The organism is Cryobacterium sp. TS_SC_7 (genome assembly GCF_056156285.1).
This window is the reverse complement of the sequence record NZ_CM149589.1, coordinates 1,057,051-1,079,499: the sequence shown is the minus strand read 5'-3', so window position 1 is coordinate 1,079,499 and position 22,449 is coordinate 1,057,051. Positions and strand designations below refer to the sequence as shown.

At 69.6% G+C, this 22,449-nt stretch carries 20 protein-coding genes; 17 read left to right on the top strand and 3 right to left on the bottom strand.

What is annotated here, in order from left to right; genetic code table 11:
• The first annotated feature begins 154 nt into the window (after positions 1–154).
• The 6 genes from leuC to AC0J5J_RS05050 all read left to right on the top strand — a co-directional run bounded on the left by leuC (position 155) and on the right by AC0J5J_RS05050 (position 6,605).
• Positions 155–1,600, top strand: coding sequence for a 3-isopropylmalate dehydratase large subunit (gene leuC, locus AC0J5J_RS05075; protein ID WP_134424530.1), 1,446 nt, complete (start codon positions 155–157; stop codon positions 1,598–1,600).
• Positions 1,601–1,602: 2 nt separating this feature from the next.
• Positions 1,603–2,211 carry a 3-isopropylmalate dehydratase small subunit gene (gene leuD, locus AC0J5J_RS05070; RefSeq protein ID WP_474899828.1) on the top strand — a complete coding sequence of 203 codons (609 nt, stop codon included), beginning with the start codon at positions 1,603–1,605 and terminating at the stop codon, positions 2,209–2,211.
• Positions 2,212–2,303: 92 nt separating this feature from the next.
• Positions 2,304–3,632: a UDP-N-acetylglucosamine 1-carboxyvinyltransferase gene (murA, locus tag AC0J5J_RS05065; RefSeq protein ID WP_134424540.1), complete on the top strand. Its 1,329-nt coding sequence runs from the start codon at positions 2,304–2,306 to the stop codon at positions 3,630–3,632.
• Between the two features lie 136 nt (positions 3,633–3,768).
• Positions 3,769–4,461, top strand: a complete 693-nt coding sequence (locus tag AC0J5J_RS05060) for a lysophospholipid acyltransferase family protein (RefSeq protein WP_474900193.1) — start codon at positions 3,769–3,771, stop codon at positions 4,459–4,461.
• Positions 4,451–5,578, top strand: coding sequence for an NAD(P)H-dependent glycerol-3-phosphate dehydrogenase (locus tag AC0J5J_RS05055; protein WP_134424528.1), 1,128 nt, complete (start codon positions 4,451–4,453; stop codon positions 5,576–5,578). Before AC0J5J_RS05060 ends, AC0J5J_RS05055 begins: the two co-directional genes overlap by 11 nt.
• Positions 5,481–6,605, top strand: a complete 1,125-nt coding sequence (locus tag AC0J5J_RS05050) for a D-alanine--D-alanine ligase family protein (RefSeq protein WP_134424527.1) — start codon at positions 5,481–5,483, stop codon at positions 6,603–6,605. Before AC0J5J_RS05055 ends, AC0J5J_RS05050 begins: the two co-directional genes overlap by 98 nt.
• A gap of 103 nt (positions 6,606–6,708) precedes the next feature.
• Here the strand turns inward: AC0J5J_RS05050 and AC0J5J_RS05045 are convergent, their stop codons facing one another.
• Positions 6,709–7,224, bottom strand: a complete 516-nt coding sequence (locus AC0J5J_RS05045) for a DUF3515 family protein (protein WP_474899826.1) — start codon at positions 7,222–7,224, stop codon at positions 6,709–6,711.
• Positions 7,225–7,248: 24 nt separating this feature from the next.
• Between AC0J5J_RS05045 and thiL the strand changes: the two genes are divergently transcribed.
• Complete coding sequence (gene thiL / locus AC0J5J_RS05040) at positions 7,249–8,256, top strand: thiamine-phosphate kinase (RefSeq protein ID WP_241972718.1); 1,008 nt, start codon at positions 7,249–7,251, stop codon at positions 8,254–8,256.
• 207 nt (positions 8,257–8,463) lie between these two features.
• Here thiL and rsmD read toward each other — a convergent pair whose 3' ends face one another.
• Entirely contained in the window at positions 8,464–9,042 is a 579-nt protein-coding gene (gene rsmD / locus AC0J5J_RS05035) for a 16S rRNA (guanine(966)-N(2))-methyltransferase RsmD (protein WP_474899825.1), read from the bottom strand.
• Positions 9,043–9,102: 60 nt separating this feature from the next.
• Here rsmD and AC0J5J_RS05030 point away from each other — a divergent pair, with 60 nt between their 5' ends.
• From AC0J5J_RS05030 to AC0J5J_RS04985, 10 genes are all read left to right on the top strand, one after another.
• The gene (locus AC0J5J_RS05030) at positions 9,103–11,328 is read left to right on the top strand and encodes an ATP-dependent DNA helicase RecG (protein ID WP_474899823.1); all 2,226 of its coding nucleotides are present in this window, start codon (positions 9,103–9,105) and stop codon (positions 11,326–11,328) included.
• A 60-nt stretch (positions 11,329–11,388) separates the two neighbouring features.
• Positions 11,389–11,877 (top strand): pantetheine-phosphate adenylyltransferase, encoded by a 489-nt coding sequence (gene coaD, locus AC0J5J_RS05025; RefSeq protein ID WP_134424523.1) that lies wholly within the window; start codon positions 11,389–11,391, stop codon positions 11,875–11,877.
• Between the two features lie 86 nt (positions 11,878–11,963).
• Positions 11,964–12,935: an AAA family ATPase gene (locus tag AC0J5J_RS05020; RefSeq protein ID WP_474900192.1), complete on the top strand. Its 972-nt coding sequence runs from the start codon at positions 11,964–11,966 to the stop codon at positions 12,933–12,935.
• 67 nt (positions 12,936–13,002) lie between these two features.
• The gene (locus AC0J5J_RS05015; protein ID WP_474899821.1) at positions 13,003–14,526 is read left to right on the top strand and encodes a DUF58 domain-containing protein; all 1,524 of its coding nucleotides are present in this window, start codon (positions 13,003–13,005) and stop codon (positions 14,524–14,526) included.
• Positions 14,513–16,906 carry a transglutaminase TgpA family protein gene (locus tag AC0J5J_RS05010; protein WP_474899819.1) on the top strand — a complete coding sequence of 798 codons (2,394 nt, stop codon included), beginning with the start codon at positions 14,513–14,515 and terminating at the stop codon, positions 16,904–16,906. The genes AC0J5J_RS05015 and AC0J5J_RS05010 overlap by 14 nt, the downstream gene beginning before the upstream one ends.
• An 11-nt stretch (positions 16,907–16,917) precedes the next feature.
• Positions 16,918–17,490, top strand: a complete 573-nt coding sequence (locus AC0J5J_RS05005) for a YceD family protein (RefSeq protein WP_474899817.1) — start codon at positions 16,918–16,920, stop codon at positions 17,488–17,490.
• A gap of 2 nt (positions 17,491–17,492) precedes the next feature.
• Positions 17,493–17,696, top strand: coding sequence for a 50S ribosomal protein L32 (rpmF, locus tag AC0J5J_RS05000; RefSeq protein ID WP_066596228.1), 204 nt, complete (start codon positions 17,493–17,495; stop codon positions 17,694–17,696).
• Positions 17,697–17,816: 120 nt separating this feature from the next.
• Complete coding sequence (gene rnc / locus AC0J5J_RS04995) at positions 17,817–18,503, top strand: ribonuclease III (RefSeq protein WP_134424519.1); 687 nt, start codon at positions 17,817–17,819, stop codon at positions 18,501–18,503.
• Positions 18,504–18,536: 33 nt separating this feature from the next.
• On the top strand, positions 18,537–19,466 hold the full coding sequence (gene mutM, locus AC0J5J_RS04990) for a bifunctional DNA-formamidopyrimidine glycosylase/DNA-(apurinic or apyrimidinic site) lyase (protein ID WP_474899816.1): 930 nt from the start codon (positions 18,537–18,539) through the stop codon (positions 19,464–19,466).
• Between the two features lie 106 nt (positions 19,467–19,572).
• Positions 19,573–21,033: a DUF222 domain-containing protein gene (locus AC0J5J_RS04985; protein WP_474899814.1), complete on the top strand. Its 1,461-nt coding sequence runs from the start codon at positions 19,573–19,575 to the stop codon at positions 21,031–21,033.
• Positions 21,034–21,290: 257 nt separating this feature from the next.
• Here the strand turns inward: AC0J5J_RS04985 and AC0J5J_RS04980 are convergent, their stop codons facing one another.
• Positions 21,291–22,373, bottom strand: coding sequence for a GNAT family N-acetyltransferase (locus tag AC0J5J_RS04980; protein ID WP_474899812.1), 1,083 nt, complete (start codon positions 22,371–22,373; stop codon positions 21,291–21,293).
• Between the last annotated feature and the right edge of the window lie 76 nt (positions 22,374–22,449).

Sequence of the window (22,449 nt, the reverse complement as noted above, 5' to 3'; positions counted from 1 at the left end):
GCCAGCCAAGCTCGCAGACGCACAGTGTTAGCCTGTCATGGTGCTGCTCGGTCGACTCCCTCTTCTCTGCCGCGACGAGTCCCCATCCTGAGGCCTCCCTCGTCGTGGCGTTTCTTGTTGGCTGATCACCCATTGCTGAGGAAGACGCACACACATGACTGACGCACCACGCACCGGCACCCGTCCGCGCACTCTGGCCGAGAAGGTCTGGGACAAACACCTCGTCACCGAGGGCGACGGCGCCACTCCCGACCTCATCTACATCGACCTGCACCTCGTGCACGAGGTCACCAGCCCGCAGGCCTTCGACGGGCTCCGCCAGGCCGGCCGACCGGTTCGCCGTCCCGATCTGACCATCGCGACGGAAGACCACAACACGCCGACCCTGGCGATCGACAAGCCCATCGCCGACCTCACCAGCCGCACGCAGATCGAGACGCTGCGCCGCAACTGCGAGGAGTTCGGCATCCGTCTGCACTCCCTCGGGGACATCGAGCAGGGCATCGTGCACGTCGTCGGACCGCAGCTGGGCCTGACCCAGCCCGGCATCACCGTGGTCTGCGGCGACTCGCACACCTCCACCCACGGCGCGTTCGGGGCCATGGCGCTCGGCATCGGCACCAGCGAGGTCGAGCACGTCATGGCCACCCAGACGCTGCCGCTCAAGCGGTTCAAGACCATGGCGATCACGGTGGAGGGCACACTCCGCCCCGGCGTGACGGCGAAGGACATCATCCTGGCCGTGATCGCGAAGATCGGCACCGGCGGCGGGCAGGGCTACGTGCTCGAATACCGCGGGAGCGCCATCCGCGCCCTCTCCATGGAGGGCCGCATGACCATCTGCAACATGTCGATCGAGGCCGGCGCCCGCGCGGGCATGGTCGCCCCGGATGCGATCACCTACGACTACCTCCAGGGTCGCGCCCATGCCCCGGAAGGCCAGGACTGGATCGACGCGGTCGCCTACTGGGACACCCTCGCCACCGACGACGGCGCCGAATTCGACGCCGAGGTCTTCCTCGACGCCGACACCCTGGAACCCTTCGTCACCTGGGGCACCAACCCCGGCCAGGGGGTCTCCCTGAGCGAGACCGTGCCCGACCCCTCCGGAATCCTCGACGACAACGAACGCTCCGCTGCCGAACGAGCCCTGGAATACATGGACCTCGCGGCCGGCACCCCGATGAAGGAGATCCGGGTCGACACCGTCTTCCTCGGATCCTGCACCAACAGCCGGGTCGAAGACCTGCGCGCCGCCGCCGCGATCGTGCAGGGCCGCACTCTGGCGCCGGGCGTACGGATGCTCGTGGTCCCCGGATCCGCGCGGGTGCGCATCGAGGCGGAGGCGGAAGGCCTCGACACGATCTTCACCGACTTCGGCGCCGAGTGGCGCTTCGCCGGCTGCTCGATGTGCCTGGGCATGAACCCCGACCAGCTGGCCCCCGGCGAGCGGTGCGCGTCCACCAGCAATCGCAACTTCGAGGGCCGCCAGGGCAAGGGCGGACGCACGCACCTCGTGTCCCCGCTGGTCGCGGCCGCCACCGCCATCCGCGGTACGCTGTCGAGCCCGTGGGACCTGGCCCAGGATGGAGACAAGTAGCAATGGAAAAGTTCACAACCGTCACCGGCGTCGCGCTTCCTCTGCGCCGCTCCAACGTCGACACCGACCAGATCATCCCGGCCGTCTACCTCAAGCGCGTCACCAAGACCGGATTCGAAGACGCCCTCTTCGCCCGCTGGCGCAGCGACCCGGCCTTCGTGCTCAACGAGCCGGCCTACGCGGGCGCCCGAGTGCTCGTGGCCGGCGCCGACTTCGGCACCGGTTCCTCCCGCGAACACGCCGTCTGGGCGCTGCGCGACTACGGCTTCGACGTGGTGCTCAGCCCCCGCTTCGGCGACATCTTCCGCGGCAACTCCGGCAAGCAGGGTCTGCTCGCCGGTCAGATCTCCGAGGCCGACGCGCAGCGCCTGTGGGACGTGATCGAGGCCACTCCCGGTATCGAGCTCACGGTCGACCTGGTCTCCCGCACCGCCCGCGTCGGAGCTCTCACCGTTCCCTTCGAGATTGACGATTACACCCGGTGGCGCCTCCTCGAAGGCCTCGACGACATCGGACTCACCCTGCGCGATGAAGCGCGGATCGCAGAATATGAATCCCACCGGGAGCCATGGCGGCCCCGGACTCTCCCGGCAAGGCAGGTTAGTTTATGAGCACAATCAGCGAAATCACCCAGGATCGTGAGAACGGTCAGAGCAAGGAAGACGCGCAGAATCGTGAGCATGCGCAGAGCTGGGGGGCGGCCGTGGGTCTGCAGGGCGACCGGATCACGATCCGCGGCGGTATTCCGCTGGTCGGCCGGATCGAGCTGAAGGGTGCCAAGAACCTGGTCACCAAGGCCATGGTCGCGGCTCTTCTGGGCGAGAGCCCCAGCACGCTCAAGAACGTTCCCAACATCAGCGACGTGCGCATCGTGCGCCAGCTGCTCGAGGTGCACGGCGTCAAGGTCACCGACGGCGCCGAGCCGGGTGAGCTGCTGCTCGACCCGGTCGACGTGGAGAGCGCGCACTTCGCCGCGATCGACGCCCACGCCGGCTCCTCGCGCATCCCGATCCTGTTCTGCGGCCCGCTGCTGCACCGCCTCGGCGAGGCATTCATCCCCGACCTCGGCGGTTGCCGCATCGGCGACCGCCCGATCGACTACCACCTGGACGTGCTGCGCAAGTTCGGAGCCGTCGTCGAGAAGCAGCCCAACGGCATCCGGATGTCCGCACCCAACGGTCTCAAGGGCACCAAGGTGTCCCTGCCCTACCCGAGCGTGGGCGCGACCGAACAGGTGCTCCTCACCGCTGTGCGCGCCGAGGGCATCACCGAGCTCAAGGGCGCGGCGATCGAGCCCGAGATCATGGATCTCATCAACATCCTGCAGAAGATGGGTGCCATCATCACGGTCGACACCGACCGTGTGATCCGGATCGAGGGCGTCGAGCGTCTCGAAGGCTACAACCACCGCGCCCTGTTCGACCGGAACGAGGCCGCCAGCTGGGCGGCCGCGGCCCTGGCCACCGACGGGGACATCTTCGTCGGCGGTGCGCGTCAGCCCGAGATGATCACGTTCCTGAACGTGTTCCGCAAGGTCGGCGGGGCGTTCGACATCGAAGACGACGGCATCCGTTTCTACCACCCGGGCGGCGACCTCAAGCCCGTCATCATCGAAACGGATGTGCACCCCGGCTTCATGACGGACTGGCAGCAGCCGCTCGTGATCGCCCTCACCCACGCCCACGGCGTCTCGATCGTGCACGAGACCGTGTACGAGCAGCGCTTCGGCTTCGTCGACGCCCTCGTGGAGATGGGCGCGACCATCCAGATCCACCGGGAATGCCTCGGCGGGCACCCCTGCCGGTTCGGCCAGCGCAACTTCAACCACTCGGCCGTCATCACGGGGCCGACGAAGCTGCACGGCGCCGACATCGAGGTTCCCGACCTGCGCGGTGGCTTCAGCCACCTGATCGCGGCCCTGACCGCCTCGGGCACGTCGACCGTGAGCAACGTCGGAATCATCAGCCGTGGCTACGAGAACTTCATCACCAAGCTGCAACTGTTGGGGGCTGACTTCGATCTCGAAGGATAATGGGGCTGTGCCAGCATCAGATCCAGCGCCCGTGTCCGATCCAGCGCCCCAGACCCACGTTTCCCCTGTCGCAGTGAACCCGGGCCGGGAGCGTTCGGAGACGAGAACGCCGTCGGTCTTCTGGGCGCTGGCGCTGATGATCCTTCCGGTGATCAACCTCGCCGTGCGGTTCAAGGTCACCGACGCCGAGAAGTTCCCGCGCGCCGGGGCGTTCGTGATGGCACCCAACCACTTCAGCGAGATCGACCCCGTGCTGATGGGCGTGCTCAGCTGGAAGCTCGGGCGCGCGCCCCGGTTCATGGCGAAGGCATCCGTCTTCCAAATCCCCGGGATCGGCTGGCTTCTGCACAAATCCGGGCAGATCCCGGTGCAGCGCGGCGGCAGCGTGCGCGGCAGCGAGCCGGTGAAGGCGGCCCGGCGCCTGGTCGAACGCGGCCAGATGGTCGTCGTCTACCCGGAGGGGTCGCTGACCCGCGACCCCGGGATGTGGCCGATGCGCGGCAAGACCGGCGCCGTGCGCATCGCGCTCGAGCAGGGCATCCCGATCGTCCCGGTCGCGCACTGGGGCGCCCAGGAGATCATGCCGCGCTACTCCAAGCGGCTCCGGCTGTTCCCGCGCAAGACCGTTCTCGTCAAGATCGGCGACCCGATCGACCTGGGTCGCTTCCGCGGGCGCAACCTCGACCCGGCGACACTGAACGAGGCGACCACGCTTGTCATGGCCGCCATCACTCAACTGCTCGAAGATCTCCGGGGTGAGACGGCGCCCGCAAAGCGCTGGAACCCGGCCGAGCACGATCAGAAAGAGACCGGCCGTTTTGAAGCCTAAGGTCCAGCCAGGCAAGCGGGTCGCCGTCCTCGGCGCCGGGAGCTGGGGCACAACGTTCGCGAAGATCCTGACCGACGGTGGGGCCGACGTGGTGCTCTGGGCCCGGCGCCCCGAGCTCGCCCGGGAAATCACCGAAGCCAGGCGCAACAGCGACTATCTGCCCGGCATCAACCTGCCCGTGGGCCTTCGCGCCACCTCCCGGCTCGACCTGGCCCTGGCCGGCGCCGAGCAGGTGTTCGTGTCGGTGCCGAGCCAGTCGCTGCGCGAGAACCTGATTCTGGCGGAGCCGTTCCTGGAGCCCGGCGCCATCGTCGTGTCGCTGATGAAGGGCGTCGAGCGCGGCTCCGGCCTGCGCATGAGCCAGATCATCGCCGAACTGCTGCCGATCGACCCTGACCTGATCGCGGCGATCTCCGGACCCAACCTGGCCCTCGAAATCGCCAAGGAACAGCCCACGGCCGCCGTGGTCTCCTCGAACAGCCTCGAGACCGCGCAGGCCGTGGCCATGCTGGCCCGCAACCGCTACTTCCGCTCGTACGTCAACACGGATGTCATCGGCACCGAATTCGGCGGCGTGCTCAAGAACCTGATCGCGGTCGCCATCGGCATCGTCGACGGCGTCGGCTACGGCGAGAACACGAAGGCGTCGATCATCACCCGCGGTCTCGTGGAGATGACCGATTTCGCCGTGGCCTACGGCGCCCATCCGGAAACCCTGGCCGGTCTGGCCGGGCTCGGTGACCTCATCGCCACCTGCCAATCGCCGCTCAGCCGCAACAACACGGCCGGCCGGCTGCTCGGCCAGGGCTACGGCATCGCCGACGTGGTCAAGCAGATGCAGCAGACCACGGAGGGTCTCGCATCCGTCGGTCCCGTACTCGAACTCGCCCGTGCCAAGGGGGTGGACATGCCCATCGTCGAGCAGGTCCGCCAGGTGCTGGCCGGTACTCTGAAACCGCGGGACCTGGCCCCGCACCTGACAACGGACTCAGCCGAGCCGCAGGGCGAAAGGACGATTGATGACGAACAAGCTCACGGTGGCGCTGCTCTTTGGGGGTCGGTCAAGCGAACATTCGATCAGCTGCGCCACAGCGGGCGGCGTCCTGGCGGCAATTGACCGCGAACGCTACAACGTCATCCCGATCGGCATCACCCGCGACGGCGCCTTCGTGCTCGAAGCGGATGACCCGGCCCGGTTCACGCTGGACGCCGAGCAGCTTCCGGAGGTGTTCGACAACGGCAGCCGCATCCGGTGGCCGGAAAGCAGCCTCAGTCATCAGCTGACGGTCAGCGACGGTGCCGGCACCGGCCACCGTTCGCTGGGCAACGTCGACGTGGTCTTCCCGATCCTGCACGGCCCGTTCGGTGAGGACGGCACCGTGCAGGGGCTGCTCGAACTCGTCGGGCTGCCCTATGTGGGCTCAGGCGTGCTCGCGTCGGCGCTCGGCATGGACAAACACTTCACCAAGACCGTCTTCCAGCAGGCAGCCCTGCCGGTCGCCCCGTGGCGCACCGTCACCGCCGCCGACTGGGCCGAGGCTCCAGGCATGGCGTTCGCGGCGGCCGAGGGACTCGGTCTGCCCGTGTTCGTGAAACCCGCGCGGGCCGGGTCGAGTGTGGGCGTCAGCCGGGTGTCGAACCTGGACCAGCTCGCCGAGGCGATGCGGGTGGCCCTGCTGGAGGACAGCAAGGTTCTCATCGAGGCAGGGCTGTCGGGGCGCGAACTCGAGATCGCGGTGCTGCAGGCTCGTCCCGGGGAGGCGACGCGGGCATCCGTCGCCGGCGAGGTGCGGGTGACCGGCCGCGACTTCTACGACTTCGACGCCAAGTACCTCGGAGCGGACGGCATCGAGCTGGTCTGCCCGGCCGACCTCACCCCGGTGGAACTGGGCGAGATGCAGGCCCTGGCCATCCGGGCGTTCGACGCGATCGACGGCGCCGGGCTGGCGCGGGTCGACTTCTTCCTCACGGCCGACGGCTGGGTGATCAACGAGATCAACACCATGCCCGGTTTCACCCCGATCTCGATGTTCCCGTCGTGCTGGCTGGCCAGCGGCTTCACCTACCCGCAGCTGATCGACGAGCTGATCGAGGTGGCGCTGGCCCACCGCGCCGCCCCCGCTGCGCTCCGCCTGGCGGTCTAATCGCGCGAGCGGGTGCGAGCATCCTCACCGAAACGACGACTGTGAGGGGTTGACGGATGCCGCAACCCCCCAGAGTTGTCGTCTCACCGCGGGTTCAGGTGCGCTACGGGGCGGGCGGCAGGGTTTCGCCGTCGGGCGGCAGCAGCAGGTCCTCGGCGCCGAGGCACTTGCCCGTCGCGGGGATGTTCGCCACGGCCTGCGCCAGGTCCACGAGCACCGTCGAGCCGCTGACCTTGTCCGAGTCGATGACCAGCTCCGTCGCGGGGTCGCGGCCGTAGGTGGTGTACCGGTAGAGCGGGGCATCCGAATCGTCTTCGATCCAGTCGATGCCGTTGACCGTGAGGCACGGGAGCGTCGTGGGCTCGGGCACCGTCACACCGCAGTGCAGCAGGACCGCGCTCGGCGTGCCCCAGGCACCCGTGGCCTGGGCGTTCGTCTCCCGTTCCGGCAGCGAGGCCACCGTCGTCGGCAAACGCACGATGAGACTGGCGCAGGTGGGATTGACGGCATCCGCTGCCGGTTCCAGCGGCACGATCGCCGTGCAGCCGGTGAGCAGAACGGTGCCCGCAACGAGCGTGAGCGCGATGCCGGTGCGGAGGGAGCGGATGCGGGGAGTCATTGCATTCAGGCTACCGTTTGATGCATGACGAATGCTGCGGGCGCGATGCTCCCCACGAGTGAAACGCTGGCCGATCTGAGTGAGGGCGAGGTTCTCGCCCGAATCTTCCCCCGTTTGCCTGGCTCCGCCGCCCAACTGCTCGGCCCCGGCGACGACGCCGCCGTGATGCGGGCCCCGGACGGGCGCTTCGTGGTGACCACGGACATGATGATCCAGGGGCCGGACTTCCGGCTCGCCTGGTCGAGCCCGCACGACCTCGGTTGGAAGGCCGCCGCGACGAACCTTTCCGACGTCGCCGCGATGGGGGCTCGCCCCACCGCCCTGGTCGTCGCGATCGCCGCACCGCCGTCGACGCCGATCTCGGTGATCGAGGGCATCGCCGACGGCTTGCGCGACTGCTGCGAAGCCCTGGCGCCCGGCTGCGGCGTCGTCGGCGGCGACCTGTCCGCCTCCGACGCGCTCACGCTCGCCGTGACGGCCTTCGGCGACCTCGAGGGGCGCGAGCCCGTGCTGCGCTCCGGGGCGCGGCCAGGCGACGTTGTGGCCCTGGCCGGGCGCCTCGGTGAGGCCGCCGAGGGTCTGGACCTGCTCTTTCGTCTCGCCGTGGACGAAACCGGCACCCCGGATGCCGCACTCGCGCAGGCGCTGCGGGCGCAGCATCCCGACGCGGTCGCCGCGCAGCTCGCACCCGAACCTCCCATCGACCGAGGGCCTGCCGCCGCCGCCGCGGGCGCGACCGCGATGCTCGACGTGTCCGACGGCCTCGCCATCGACGCCGGGCGCCTGGCCCGGGCCAGCGGCGTGGGCATCGACTTCACCCGGTCGGCGCTTGGCGAGAATGTGGAACGCGCCCTCGGCGGCGGCGAGGACCACGGTCTGCTCGCCACGTTCCCGCCGGGTGCCGTGCTGCCCGACGGCTTCCGCGCCCTCGGCGTGGTGACGGATGCCGCCGGCCGGGTCCTGCTCGACGGCCGCCCCCACGACCAGGCCGGGTGGGACCCGTACCGCGGCTGGGACGGCGCCGTCGTCTGAGCGCCGTCCGCACGGCGGACGGCCGGCCGCACGTCGGAGAGCGCCCCACCCGTCGGAGTGCCGGCATCCGGCATCCGTCGGCCAGCGTCATCCGAGGCCGTGCCCGCCCGTCGCGGCGCACCCTATGGAAGCGGGCGCACGTTAGAGCATGCGCCGCGAGCCAGAAGGTGCGCCGCGAGCCACAGGGTGCGCCGCGAGCGGCACGACTCAGTCGGCGGGCAGCACGGGGGAGGCGTACCAGACGGTCGTGTCGCCGTAGTCCTTGCGGCGGTCCGACTCCAGGCCGGGACCCCAGAGCGGCTCGGGAGAGCGCGAACTGCGTTCGACGATGACGAGGGCGTCGGGGTCGAGCAGCGACGCCAGGGCGGCGAGGTTGTGGCCGAGCTCGGTCTCGGCGAGGTCGTACGGCGGGTCGATGAAGACCAGGTCGAAGCCCTCGCCGGTGGCCGCGAGGAACGACTGAACGGCCTGGCTGCTCACCTTGATCTTCGGGGCGCCCTGCTTCGGCGCCGAACGCAGCACGGCCTCGGTGTTCTTGCGGCACATCTGCGCCGCGCCGAAGTTGTTGTCGACGAGAGTCACGATGCGCGCTCCGCGGCTGGCGGCCTCCAGGCCCAGCCCACCCGAGCCGGCGTACAGGTCGAGCACCCGGGAACCGCGGATGATGTCGCGCGCGTCGAGCGCCGAGAAGATCGCCTCCCGCACACGGTCACTGGTGGGGCGGGTGCCGGTCTTGGGCACCGCCAGAGGCAGGGAACCGGCAAACCCGGCGACGATTCGCGTCATAACCCGTCGAGTTTATCGTCCTCGGCGCCGCAGGTCAGAGGCGCCGCCTACGATCGAAGCATGAGCGATTCGGAGGCTGCCGAGAAACTCGCCCCGGTGACCCTCGACAGCAGGCTCGCCAACGTGGTGGGCGGCAAGACGGCCGTCGCCCTGGGCAAGGCGTTCGGCGTGGACACCGTCGGCGACCTGCTCAGCCATTACCCGCGCCGCTACGCCCGCCGCGGGGAGCTCTCCTCGATCAGCCTGCTGCCGCTCGACGAGAACGTGACGATCGTCGCCGAGATTCGCAGTGTCGAGGAACGCGCGATGAAGGCCCGCAAGGGATCGATCGTCGAGGTGAAGATCTCCGACGGCCGCGGCATCCTCAGCCTCACCTGGTTCAACCAGTCCTGGCGGGCCAGGCAGCTCCAACCCGGCATGCGCGGCATGTTCGCGGGCAAGGTCTCCGACTACCGCGGCCACCTGCAGCTCACGCACCCCACTTACAAGCTCTTCGGCCCCGGCGCCGACGACGAGCCCGAGATGCCCGAGGATGCCGCGGCCGCCAAACTCTGGATCGAGCAGCCCGTCGCGATCTATCCGGCGACCAACACCATGGCCAGCTGGCAGATCGCGCAGACCATCGCGATCCTGCTCGACAGCGTGGGTCTCGTGCCCGACCCGATCCCGGCGGAGCTGCGCGGCGAGCGCGGGCTGCTGCCTCAGGGCCGTGCCCTCGAGCTGATCCACCGACCGGAAACCGATTCGGATTGGCGCCGCGCCCGCGACACCCTGCGGTTCACCGAGGCCTTCGTGCTGCAGAGCGCCCTGGTGCAGCAGCGGCTCAACGCCCGGCAGCAGCTGTCCACCGCGCGCGCAGCGGTACCCGGCGGCCTGCTCGATCGATTCGACGCCGGCCTTCCCTTCACCCTCACCGCCGACCAGCAGGGCGTGGCCGCGGAAATGGCCGCCGACCTGGCCCAGACCGCGCCGATGAACCGGCTCGTGCAGGGGGAGGTCGGCTCCGGCAAGACCGTGGTGGCCCTGCGGGGCATGCTCGCCGTCGCCGATTCGGGAGGCCAGTCCGCCCTGCTGGCTCCCACCGAGGTGCTGGCGGCCCAGCACCTGCGCTCGATCGTGCGTTCGCTCGGGCCCGAGCTGTCGGCCGAGTTGATGCCGACCCTGCTCACCGGTCAGCTGCCCGTGGCGGAGCGCCGCAAGGCGCTGCTGCGGGTGGTGTCCGGGCAGGCGAAGATCGTGATCGGCACGCACGCCCTGCTCGGAGACAAGGTCACGTTCTTCGACCTCGGCCTGGTCGTCGTCGACGAGCAGCACCGCTTCGGTGTGGACCAGCGCGAGGCCCTGCGGCTGAAAGGTGCCCTGCCACCGCACGTGCTGGTACTCACCGCCACCCCGATCCCGCGCACGGTGGCCATGACGGTGTTCGGCGACCTCGACGTGAGCACCATCGCCGAGCTGCCGGAGGGGCGGCAGGGCATCGAGACGTTCGTCGTGCCGCTCTTCGAGAAGCCCGGCTGGGTGATGCGGGTGTGGACTCGACTGGCCGAAGAACTCGCCCTGGGGCGCCAGGGATTCGTGGTCTGCCCGGCCATCGCCCCGAAGCAGCTGGAGGAAGGGGCGGAGGTCGATCCCGAAGCGGCCGCGCCGGCACTCGTCGAAACGGCACTCGTCGAAACGGCATCCGTCGAAGTGGTGCTCGCCGAACTGCGCCGCAACCCGGCCCTCGCCGCGGCCCGCATCGAACCGCTGCACGGGCGCATGACCAGCGACGAGAAAGACCAGACCATGAGGGCCTTCGCTGCAGGGCAGATCGACGTGCTCGTGGCGACGACCGTGATCGAGGTCGGCGTCGACGTGCCCAACGCCTCCGCCATGGTGGTGCTGGACGCCGACCGGTTCGGCGTCTCCCAGCTGCATCAGCTGCGCGGCCGGGTGGGCCGCGGCGGCGTGCCGGGGCTCTGCCTGCTGGTCACGACCGCCGAGGCGGAGACCATCGCGCGCGAGCGCGTGGAGGCGGTGGCGGCCACGCTCGACGGTTTCGAACTGGCCCAGGTCGACCTCGAGTTGCGCCGGGAAGGCGATGTCCTCGGCAACAACCAGTCCGGGGGCCGTTCCTCGCTGCGCCTGCTGCGAGTGGCCACCGATGGGGACCTCATCGGGGAGGCCCGCGGCCACGCCCAGCGCCTGAGCGAGCATGACCCGCACCTCGAGAGCGTCCCGGCGCTGCGGGACGCGGTGCGTCGTCGCCTGGACGACGCGGAGCGAGCCTCGCTGACCAAGTCCTGACGGGGCCGAGATCAGCCCACGCACAGGAACCGTCCACGGTCTCGGGCTAGGGTGAGCGCTATGCGCAGGATCGCCGTCGTACCTGGTTCCTTCGACCCCGTCACCCGGGGTCATCTCGACGTGATCGCCCGGGCGGCCGGTATCTTCGACGAACTGCATGTGCTCGTCGTGCACAACCCCGGCAAGACGGCGCTGCTGCCGATTGCGCAGCGGGTCGCCCTGCTGCAACGGTCCATTTCGGATGCCGGGCTGCCGGAGAACATCGTGGTCTCCTCCTGGAGCGTGGGGCTGCTCGTGGACTACTGCCTCGAGGTCGGGGCCAGCGTGCTGATCAAGGGCATCCGCTCCCAGGTCGATGTGGCCTACGAGACCCCGATGGCGATCGTGAACCGCAACCTCGCCGCCGTGGAGACCGTGTTCCTGCTGCCCGACCCGGCCAACGCGCACGTGTCCAGCTCCCTGGTGCGCCAGGTTGCCGCCCTCGGCGGCGATATCACCCCGTACGTTCCGCGAGCCGTTGCGGAGTTCCTGCAGAAGGCACCCGTGTGAGCGCCTCGCCCGTTCGTGCGGTCAACGCCCCGGCGCTCGCCGGGGCCACGGACGGGCCTGTCGTCGATTCCGACGACGAGACCCTGATGGATCTCTCAGCCGTGGAGTCGGCGGCGCGCTCGATCATCCGCAACATGGAGACCGTCATCGACGGCAAGCACTCCGCCGTGAGCTGCGCCCTCACCGTGTTGCTGGCCCAGGGGCATCTCCTGATCGAAGACGTTCCCGGTGTGGGCAAGACGATGCTGGCCAAGGCCCTGGCCAAATCCGTGCACTGCACGGTCAGCCGCATCCAGTTCACCCCCGACCTGCTGCCCTCCGACGTGACGGGTGTGTCGGTGTTCAATCAGGTGGACCGCCGGTTCGAGTTCAAACCGGGCGCCATCTTCGCCAACATCGTGATCGGCGATGAGATCAACCGGGCGAGCCCGAAGACGCAGTCCGCGCTGCTGGAATGCATGGAGGAACGCCAGGTCACGGTCGACGGCACCACCTATCTGCTGCCGTTGCCGTTCACCGTCGTGGCCACCCAGAACCCGATCGAGATGGAGGGCACCTATGCCCTGCCGGAGGCCCAGCGGGACCGGTTCATGGCCCGCATCTCGATGGGCTACCCCGACAACGAGTCCGAACTGCGGATGCTGGACGCCCGCGACACCTCGAGCCCCCTGGACGGGATCGAGGCGGTCGTCACCGGGGCCGAGCTGCGAGGCATGATGACGGCCGTGCGGAATGTGTTCGCCTCTGCGGCGGTCAAGGAATACGCGGTCAGCCTCGTGCGCGCCACCCGGGACGATCGCGACCTGCGCCTCGGCGCCAGCCCCCGGGCCACGCTGCAGCTGATCCGGGCGGCCAAGTCCCGGGCGGCACTGCACGGAAGGGACTACGTGTTGCCGGACGACATCGACGCGCTGGCGGTGGCCGTCCTCGGGCACCGCCTGGTGCCCAGCAGTCGCGTGCTCGGCCACCACCAGGACAGCGGCGCCGTGGTCGATGACATCGTGCGCCGGATCGTCGCCGCCACCCCCGTTCCCGTCGGCGCCCCCGGGCACACCTGACGCCATGCCAGTGAATCGGCGACGCGGCGCGGCGTTCTGGTTACCTCGGCTCACCTTCCGAGGCGGGATGTTCCTCGCCCTGGGTGCCGGCCTGCTTCTCCTCGGCCTGATCGGCAATCAGCGCGATCTCCTGTTCATCGCCGGCCTGCTCCTCGCGATTCCGCTGGCCGCCGTCGTCTACGTCTCCGTGCGTCCGCTGCGCCTGCAGGTGACACGGATGCTGCGCCCACCGGTCGTATCGGCCGGCGGCGAGGCCGTGGTGGTGCTCAGCCTCCGTAACCTCTCGGCGCGGCCTGTGACGGGTCTGCGTCTGCGGGACACCGCCGATGCGGGGCTGACGCTGCCGGACAGCACGGAGTTGCCCGGGCTGGCTCGCGCGCAGGGAGGGCAGGGGGCAGGCGCCGACACGCTTCGATTCCAATACCGGAGCACGGTCTCCAAGCGCGGTGTCTACGCGTCGGGACCGGTTCTGATCGGGCGTTCGGACCCGTTCGGCCTTGCCTCCGGCGAGTGGTCGGTGGGGGAGCCGCACGACCTCGTGGTGACGCCCCGGGTCACCCCGTTGGCCGGACGAGGCCTCGCCAGCGCGTTGAACGACGGTGATGTTCCGGAACGGCTGCGGCGGCTCCATCACAACGCGGATCCGCTGATCGCACGCGAGTACCGGCCCGGCGATCCGCTGCGCCGGGTGAACTGGCCGGCCACGGCGCGGCGGGGCGAGATCATGGTGCGTCAGGAGGAAGAGCAGAGCAACCCGGGTGCCCGCCTCGTGCTCGACACGGCCCTGCGCGGCCGTCGTGACGTCCCGTCCGGTGCTGGTGCCGGCGCCGGCGAGGACGCCGATGCGCAGCGCCAGGGCCGCACGCGCGTCGAGCAGGCCTTCGAGGTGGCCATCGAGCTGACGGCATCCGTGGGCGTACACCTGCTCGAAGCCGGGTACCAGGTGGACCTGGTCGAGCTCGGCCCGAGCCAGCTGTGCCCGAGCCAGCCGAGCCCGGGCAGGCCGGGCGGCGGTCAGTCCGAGCCGGGCCAGCCGGGCCAGCCGGGCCAGCCGGGCCAGCCGGGTCAGCCGGGCGAGCCGGGTGAACCGGGCACCGGCGGGGACGCCGGCCGAGGAGGGTTGCGCGGTGAGGCGCCGGCGGTCTTCCGGTCCCCGGGCGGCGCCGTGCTTCTCCTCGCGGGGCTGGCCCGCGTGGTGCCCGTGGATCCGACCGGGCTCTGGGAAGTCCTGGAGCCGGAACCGGCAGCACCGGCAGCACCGGTTGCCCCGGCTGCCCAGGAGCACCCGGGACGCGCGGGCGGGACCGCCGGAACCTCCGCGAACCGAGGGGCCGGGCAGGCCGGCGGCCAGGCGCAGCCCACCTTCGCCGTGCTGGTCTCCGTCGACGCCCGGGACGTGGCCGGGCTGGCGAACCTGGTGACCGTGAGCAGGCCCGCGGTGGCGTTCGTGCTGGACACGGTCGATCCGGATGCCGTACGCCGTCTCCGCGAGGCAGGCTGGCGCTGTATCGGTTTGCGCCAGGCCCGGGACATTCCCCGCGCCTGGACGGATTTCATCGGCGAGGGGCGGCCCGTTCATGACACGGTCTGAAGCCGAGACCACCACCGGCGGCCCGCCGGCCGCCTCCGGTGCCGGGCAGCCCGTTCCGACCATCCGGGCCATGCGCATCGCTTCGGCGCAATGGCCCCTCGCGGGAGCGCTCCTGCTGCTGCTGGCCGTGGCCGGCGGCGCCCTCGCGCCCCTGCTGAACGGGACCGGCTGGTGGTGGCTGATGGCTATCGTCGCCGCCGTGGTGCTGCTCGGCGGCGCCGGACTGCGTCGGGTCGGGGTGCCCGGGTTCCTCGGCCCCCTGTTCGGGTTCGGGTTGCTGGTGGCGACCCTGACGCTGCTCTTCGGCGCGGGAACCGGCTGGGTCCTGGTGATTCCCACCGGAGAGACCCTCGACCGGTTCCGCGACCTGGTGCTCGCCGGGACGCTCTCCATTGAAATGCAATCGACGCCCGCGGAAGCGACCGCCGGCATCCTGTTCCTGCTCGGTGTGGGCGCCGGAATGATGGCGATCCTGATCGACACGCTGGCAGTGGTGCTGCGGGTGCCCGCGCTCGCCGGGCTGCCCGTGCTGGTGCCGCTGCTCGTTCCGGGCCTGGTGCTCGGCGGCAAGGCGAACCTGCCCGCCCTCGTGCTCACGGCCGTCGCCTACCTGGTGCTCCTGCGGGTGGAGATCCGGATGCGCCAGGCCGGCAGCACGGCGTTCACCCCCGGTCGTCCGTGGGCGCCCGTCGCCCCCGGGGGAGCGGTCGTCGTGGGCGGCATCGCGGTCGTGGCCGCGATCGTGGTCAGCGTCGCCATGCCTGTGCTGCCCGGCGGCGGCCTCGCCGGCGCGCGCCCGGGCGGCAGCCTGCTCTTCGCCAACGGTGTGAGTCCCATGATCAACCTCGGACAGGACCTGCGCCGGCCGGACGCGGTGCCCGTGCTGCACTACCGCACCACCGCGACGCGGCCGCCCTACCTCCGGATGCTGACCCTCGACGAGTTCTCCGGCCGCAACTGGACCGCGCGACTCGCCCCGGGGAACCGGGAGAACACCGTCGATGACATCGCCCTGCCGCCCGGTTTGTCTCCGGAGATCGCCACCGGGGAGACCATCACGACGATCGGTATCGACGGCCTGGCGACCCGATGGCTGCCGACACCGGCGCCGGCCCGCTCGGTGACCGGGCTGCTGGGCTTCTGGTACTGGAACGGGACGAGCGGGTCCATAGCCAGTCCGAGCGACACGACCCGCGGGCAGGAGTACACCGTGACGTCGCTCACGCTCGCCCCCACCGCGGAGCAGCTGCGGCAGGCCGAGGCCGACTATCCGTCCGGGATCCAGGACAGCCTCGAACTGCCGGCGCAGACCCCGGCCCTGATCGGCGACACCGCACGTGAGGTCACCGCGGGTGCGGCCACGGCGTACGACGCCGCCGTGGCCCTGCAGGAGTACCTGCGCGGCAGCGAGTTCGACTACGACACCGAGGCTCCCGTGGAGGCCGACTACGACGGCGGCGGCATCGACGTCGTCAGCACATTCCTCGAGGTGAAGAGCGGGTACTGCGTGCACTTCTCCTCGGCGATGGCCGTGATGGCCCGCTCGGTCGGCATCCCCGCCCGGATCGCGATCGGCTACCTGCCCGGGGTCCTGTCGGCGTCGAGCTCCGTCGCCGGGATCGGACGGTACAGCGTCGACACCCACGACCTGCACGCCTGGACCGAAATCTACTTCCAGGGTGTGGGCTGGGTGCCGTTCGAGCCCACGCCGAGCCGGGGCCGCGTGCCCGACTACACGCGCGAGACAAGCGCCGCGGCGCCGAACGACGAGGCCGGCCAGACCGCCCCGTCGGGCGCAGCCCGGCCCGAGGACGCCGGCGCACAGAACGCAGCCGACGGGGAACAGGGCGCGGCAACGCCCGAGGAGGAGGCCGGCGGCCTCCTCCGACTCGGCCTCCTCCTCACCGGGGTGCTCGCCCTGCTCCTGGTGCCGGCCGCCGTTCGGGTGACCCGCCGCCGGTTGCGGCGCCGGAGCATCCTTCGCGGGCCGGACGGAGCAGGCGTGGCCTGGCGGGAAGTGAGCGACACCGCCGTGGACCACGGTGTCGAGGTGCGGGACACCGAAACGCCGCGGGAACTCGCGGGCCGCCTGCGTCGGCTCGTCGAGTCCCGGCCGGGACCGGCCGGGGGCACCGAGCGGGAGAGCGTGAACGAGGCTCTCGAGCGGCTGCTCGTGGCGGCGGAGCGTAGCCGGTACGCGCGATCGTCGGGCACGGGGGACACGGCGCGATCGGCGGCTCTGGTGGCCGACCTCGACGTGGTGCTGCGCGGCATCCGTTCGGGGTCGGAGCGGCGGGCCCGGGTGCAGGCGACGCTGTTGCCGGTATCGCTCTGGCAGCCGGGCGCCCAACGCATCGGACGCCCAGCCGCGAACGCGTAGAATCTCTCCCCGTGAGTAAGTTTAAGAAGACCCCGTACAAGGTCGATGTGCGCGACCTGATCAACCGTCCGGGCACGATGCACGAACGGCACCTTGAAATCAACGTCCCGGAAGACCTCGGCGAAAGCCTGGTCGCCGTGAAGGCAGGCTCGACCCTGATCGCGAATCTGCGTCTGGAGACCCTGCACGAGGGCATTCTCGTGTCGGCCCAGGTGTCGGGAATCGCCGCCGGAGAGTGCGGCAGATGCCTGATCGACGTCGAATTGCCGGTCCAAGTCGAGTTTCACGAGCTTTTCGCGTACTCTCTAGACGAAGCTTATGAAAGTGAAGTTCAAGATGACCACGTGGATCTTGAACCTCTGATCAGGGATGCGGTGGTTTTGTCACTGCCGTTCCAGCCGGTTTGCCGGCCGGATTGCCCAGGTCTCGACCCCGAGACCGGCGAGCGGCTTGCCGAAGCCCCTGAATTCGTACCCGAAGAAAAGCGCGATCCCCGGTGGGCCGCGCTCATGAAATTCCAAGCTTCCGAAAGCAGCGGCACGGATGAAGACATCCAGGCTGAAACGGATAGAGAAGAGAAGTAGTCATGGCAGTCCCGAAGCGCAAGCAATCACGCTCCAACACCCGTTCACGTCGTTCCTGCTGGAAGGCCGAGGCTCCCACCCTGGTCAAGACCATGGAAAACGGCAAAGTTGTCTACAGCCTGCCGCACCGCGCCAAGGTCGTCACCGACGCTGCCGGCACGGCACTGTTCATGGAATACAAGGGCCGTAAGGTCGCCGACGTTTAATTCGGTTGTGCCAGAACGTCTGATGCCGCGCCGACGGATGCCGGGAGACCCGATTGCGGGTTCCGGTCCGTGGAGTCGCGGCATCAGCGTTGTCCGGGGGTATCTTCTCGGTGGGCACTCATGAGTGCTGCGCCTGAGAGGTCGTCGCTGCTGGCGACCCTCGGTGTGCAGATCGATCCGGCCCTGCTGGAACTGGCGTTGACCCACCGCTCGTACGCGTACGAGCACGGCGGCGTGCCCACGAACGAGCGCCTGGAATTTTTGGGCGACTCGATCCTGGGGCAGGCCGTGACGGTCATGCTCTACCGGGAATATCCGCTGCTCGACGAGGGTGACCTCGCCAAGCGCCGGGCCAGCCTGGTGTCGAGCGTTGCCCTCGCGGGCATCGCGCGCGGCATCGGACTGGGCGACTACGTGCGACTCGGCCGCGGCGAGATCCTCACCGGTGGTCGCGACAAGTCATCGATCCTCGCCGACACCGTCGAGGCGCTCATCGGCGCCGTCTACCTCGACTCCGGTGGAGAGACGGCCACCGCGCTCGTGATGCGGCTGATCGAGCCGCTGCTGCGCGATCCCGGGCACTTCGGTGTCTCCATGGACCCCAAGACGAGCCTGCAGGAAGCCGCGGCGCGACTGGGTTCCGGGGCCCCGGTGTACTCCATCGCGGAGAGCGGTCCCGACCACTCCAAGGTGTTCATCGCCACCGTGACCGTGGGCGTGGTCACTGCCGTCGGTGAAGGCACGAGCAAGAAGCACGCCGAGATGGCTGCAGCGCTCGACGCCTGGACGCGCCTCAGCACTCCCTGAACTGCCGGCACGCCGTGTCACTGGAAGGCTCGAATGCCCGAGCTGCCTGAAGTAGAGGTCGTTCGCGCCGGCCTGGCGCCGGCCGTGTCCGGCGCAGTGATCGCCGGCGTCGAGGTCTTCGAACAACGATCGCTGCGGCGCCATGACCCGGCGAGCGGGCCGTTCGCCGACCTGTTGCAGGGGCGCATGGTGCTCGCCGCCGTGCGCCGGGGCAAGTTCCTCTGGCTGCCGCTGAGTTCCGGCCGCGCGCTCGTGGTGCACCTCGGGATGAGCGGCCAGGTGCTGCTGCGCAGCCCCGGATCGGACACGGACCGGCGACTGCGCATCCGTTTGCAGATCGAACACCCGGAGCATGGCGAGCTGTGGGTCCACTTCGTCGACCAGCGCATCTTCGGCAGCATGGCCGTGGACTCGATGCAGCCCACCAGCGATGGGCTGACGGCCGGGTACTCCGGGCTGGCAGGCGGTGCTGTAGGACTGGCTGCAGGCGCGGGCTGGCCGGGGCTGATCCCGTCACAGGTGGCGCACATCGCTCGCGACCCGCTGGACCCGGGCTTCTCGGCGCCGCTCTTCCTGGCGGCCCTCGGACGCAAGAAGACCGGGATCAAGCGCGCCCTGCTCGACCAGACCCTGATCAGCGGCATCGGCAACATCTACGCTGACGAGGCGCTGTTCGCGGCCCGAGTGCACTACGAACAGCCGGCACACTCGTTGTCGCCCGCGAAGGGGCGGGCGCTGCTGGCCGCGGTCCGCAGCATCCTGAACCGTGCCCTGGCCGAGGGCGGAACGAGTTTCGACGCGCAATACGTGAACGTGAACGGGCAGTCCGGGTATTTCTCGCACAGCCTCAACGCGTATGGACGGCAGGGTTCGCCCTGCCCCCGCTGCGGCACACTGCTTGTGCGGCAGCAGTTCATGAACCGCAGCTCACACCTCTGCCCACGCTGCCAGCGACTGCGCTGACGCACCGCCCGCCTGGAACCGCCGCCTCGAAAACAAATTCGAAACTAAGCCATAAAATGAGTGAATAACTCTCGACTACGCGTACTAGTTCTGGTATTCTCGACGCATGACCACCACCGCAGACGACCTCAGACAGGCAACGGATGCCGTCGCTCGTCTGGGCTCGTCCTGCGCCGACTATGAGGCACTCGCCGATCCCGAGGTGCTGGCCGGCCAGAAGCAGATCGCAGCCGCCCGGCGGCTCCTCGACACCCGGTCGGCGTGGATGGCGGCAACCATCGCCCGTCGCTCGCGACCCGAGCTCGGGCACTCCGGACTGGCCGCGCAGCAGGGGTTCCTCTCGCCCGAGGCACTCATCCAGACGGTGACCGGGTCGACGAAGAACGACGCCTTCAAGCTCGTCGCGGTCGGCACGATGATGGCCGATGCTGAGGCGGCGGAGAAACTGGTCGAGGCTGCCGTGGAATCATCCGATGTGGATGCCGCCGCGGTCGCTTCTTTCGCCGCGAAGGTGCCGTGGCAGGCGCCGATCGCCCACGCCGTCACCGACGGCACCCTCTCGGTCGATGCGGCCGAGTCGATCCGTACCGGCCTCGGCGAGATCGATGCCGCGGTCACCGCCGAGAGGCTCGGCACCGCCCTCGAGTCCCTCCTCATTGAGGCCGCGTCACTGAATGTCGATCAGGTCTTCAAACTCGCCCGGCGGATGCGCGACCAGCTCGACGAAGCCGGCATCGCCGCCCGGGAGAAGCAGGCTCACGACGACCGGTTCCTGCGCGTGTACCGGCTCGGCAACGGCAAGGTGCGCCTGCACGGGCTCTTCGCTCCGGAAGACGGCGAGTTCGTGCTCTCCACGTTCGACTCGATCACGAGCCCCCGCCGTGGCGGCGTGCGCTTCGTCGACAAGGACAAGGCCGCCTGGGCCAAACGTGTGCAGGATGACCCCCGCACCACGGAGCAGATCGCCGCCGACGCCCTCGTGCAGTTGCTGAAGATCGCCGGTGAGGCCGACCAGGGACGCGTCTTCGGCGGCCGCCGCCCCTCGGTGCGGGTGATCGTGACCGAGAAGGCCGTGAAGTCGGGCCAGCCGGCCGCCCCGGAGACCGCCGAAGCAACCGAAACCCGCGAAGCCGCCGCTCACGGTCAGATCGAGGGAAACCCCGTTCCCATCTCGCAGGAGACCATCGACCGGTTGCTCTGCGACACCGGAACCCGCGGCATCCAGGTTGACGACACTGGGCAGATCATCAACGTCGGCCGTGACGAACGCCTCTTCACCGACGCACAACGCGCCGCGATGGGAGTGCGGGACGGCGGCTGCCGGTGGGTCGATTGCGATCGATCACCTGCGTGGTCTGAGGCACACCACATCAACGAATGGTTGAAAGACAACGGGTACACCGACCTCGCCGACGGGGTGCTGCTGTGTCACCCGCACCACCTGCTGCTGCATAACCAGCACTGGAGCATCATCCGCACCGGAACGGAATATTGGCTCAGGCCACCCGTCGAGGTTGACCCGGAGCAGACCCTGATTCCGCTGCCGAGCAAGCGGGCGGCACTGTAGGTGTGGCCCCTGGCCCCGGGCCCCTGGCCCCTGGCCCCGGGTCTCGACAGGCTCGACCACCGTCGTGGGAGCCTCTGGAGGGCGGGTCCCCGGGTCTCGGCGGGCTCTGGTCTCGACGGGCTCGACCACCGGGTCTCGGCGGGCTCTGGTCTCGACGGGCTCGACCACCGGGTCTCGGCGGGCTCTGGTCTCGACGGGCTCGACCACCGGGTCTCGGCGGGCTCTGGTGTCGACGGGGTCGACCACCGGGCTCCGGGTCAGTGGGCGTCGCGGCGCCAGGCACCCTCGTAGCCCATCGGCGCGAAACCGATGGCCTCGTTGACCGTGAGCATGTGCCGGTTCTCTTCCGCGTTGTACGTCAGCACTGACGGATGCCCGGTGCGCTCGAGCGTGAGCAGCTCGAGACTCGCGATCTTCAGCAGCATGCCCAACCGGCGTCCGCGGTGCTCGCGGAGCACCAGGGTGTCCTCCTGGCTGACCGCCCGGCCGAGTTCCGCCGGCACCTCCAACTCGGTGAATCCCACGAGGTGGCCGCTCGGCCCATGGAGCACAGCCGAGGTCAGCGTGGTGCGCGGACTCGCCGCGACCTTCTGCTCCTCCTGGCTGACGCGCTCCGGCGTCCAGCGCTGCTCGGGTTCGGCCAGGCCGGCGCTCGGCGCATCCGTGCTCATGCGCGAATAGAGCACCGCCAGATCGGGCAACCAGACCGGCGGGGTGCGATCGATCCACTGCACCACCGAATAGTCCGGGCCGGCATGCAGGGCGGCAACGTCGCCCAGTCGGCGGAGCTGCGCGGGATCCACCGGCAGGGGCAGTCGGCTGGCACGCACGACCTGCTCGAGGAGATAACCGCGGCGCTGCAGAAACCGGACTTCGGGGTTGTCGAGGGGAACCGAGCCGAAACCGGTGGGGGAGGGCAGACGCTCACCCGGCGCATCCGGTGACGGTGCGTAGACGATCTGCACGCTGCGGCCTTCGGAGTGAGCGACAGCCTCGAGCCGGTCGGCGAGGGCCGTGCCGATGCCTCGCCCACGGTATTCGGGAAGCACGCCCACGGCCAGCCACGCGTGGTCGGCGGAATCCTCCGGAAGGGTCTCGTAGTGACCACGCCCGACGATGCGTCCCTCAGTCCGCGCCACGAACAGACGCTTCGGCTCCCACCTCTGGTTGAGCCAGCCGGGCAGGACCTCATCGGCGGTCAACTCCAGGTCCACGGTGCCGTACGCCTCGGCCTCGACCGTGTTGCGCACCCCGTTCGCCGCCACGAAATCCGCCCAGCCGGGAGCCTGCGGGGCGGCGGGGACGGTGAGTTCCTCGATCTCGAAGCGGAAGGTCTCCATGGTGCGCCAGCGTAGCCGCGCTTCCCCATGCCGTCCTGTGCCATGACCGGCCGAACGAATTCGTCGGAGACCGCGC

Bases quoted from the DNA above. Each gene is read 5' to 3' on its own strand.
- rpmF (WP_066596228.1), top strand. From the start codon at position 17,493: ATGGCAGTCCCGAAGCGCAAGCAATCACGCTCCAACACCCGTTCACGT.
- AC0J5J_RS05045 (WP_474899826.1), bottom strand. From the start codon at position 7,224: ATGACTCCCCGCATCCGCTCCCTCCGCACCGGCATCGCGCTCACGCTC.
- mutM (WP_474899816.1), top strand. From the start codon at position 18,537: ATGCCCGAGCTGCCTGAAGTAGAGGTCGTTCGCGCCGGCCTGGCGCCG.
- AC0J5J_RS05030 (WP_474899823.1), top strand. From the start codon at position 9,103: ATGAGCGATTCGGAGGCTGCCGAGAAACTCGCCCCGGTGACCCTCGAC.
- rsmD (WP_474899825.1), bottom strand. From the start codon at position 9,042: ATGACGCGAATCGTCGCCGGGTTTGCCGGTTCCCTGCCTCTGGCGGTG.
- AC0J5J_RS05015 (WP_474899821.1), top strand. From the start codon at position 13,003: ATGTTCCTCGCCCTGGGTGCCGGCCTGCTTCTCCTCGGCCTGATCGGC.
- AC0J5J_RS05010 (WP_474899819.1), top strand. From the start codon at position 14,513: ATGACACGGTCTGAAGCCGAGACCACCACCGGCGGCCCGCCGGCCGCC.
- AC0J5J_RS04985 (WP_474899814.1), top strand. From the start codon at position 19,573: ATGACCACCACCGCAGACGACCTCAGACAGGCAACGGATGCCGTCGCT.
- AC0J5J_RS05060 (WP_474900193.1), top strand. From the start codon at position 3,769: ATGATCCTTCCGGTGATCAACCTCGCCGTGCGGTTCAAGGTCACCGAC.
- rnc (WP_134424519.1), top strand. From the start codon at position 17,817: ATGAGTGCTGCGCCTGAGAGGTCGTCGCTGCTGGCGACCCTCGGTGTG.
- leuC (WP_134424530.1), top strand. From the start codon at position 155: ATGACTGACGCACCACGCACCGGCACCCGTCCGCGCACTCTGGCCGAG.
- AC0J5J_RS04980 (WP_474899812.1), bottom strand. From the start codon at position 22,373: ATGGAGACCTTCCGCTTCGAGATCGAGGAACTCACCGTCCCCGCCGCC.
- AC0J5J_RS05050 (WP_134424527.1), top strand. From the start codon at position 5,481: ATGACGAACAAGCTCACGGTGGCGCTGCTCTTTGGGGGTCGGTCAAGC.
- thiL (WP_241972718.1), top strand. From the start codon at position 7,249: ATGACGAATGCTGCGGGCGCGATGCTCCCCACGAGTGAAACGCTGGCC.
- AC0J5J_RS05020 (WP_474900192.1), top strand. From the start codon at position 11,964: ATGGATCTCTCAGCCGTGGAGTCGGCGGCGCGCTCGATCATCCGCAAC.
- leuD (WP_474899828.1), top strand. From the start codon at position 1,603: ATGGAAAAGTTCACAACCGTCACCGGCGTCGCGCTTCCTCTGCGCCGC.
- coaD (WP_134424523.1), top strand. From the start codon at position 11,389: ATGCGCAGGATCGCCGTCGTACCTGGTTCCTTCGACCCCGTCACCCGG.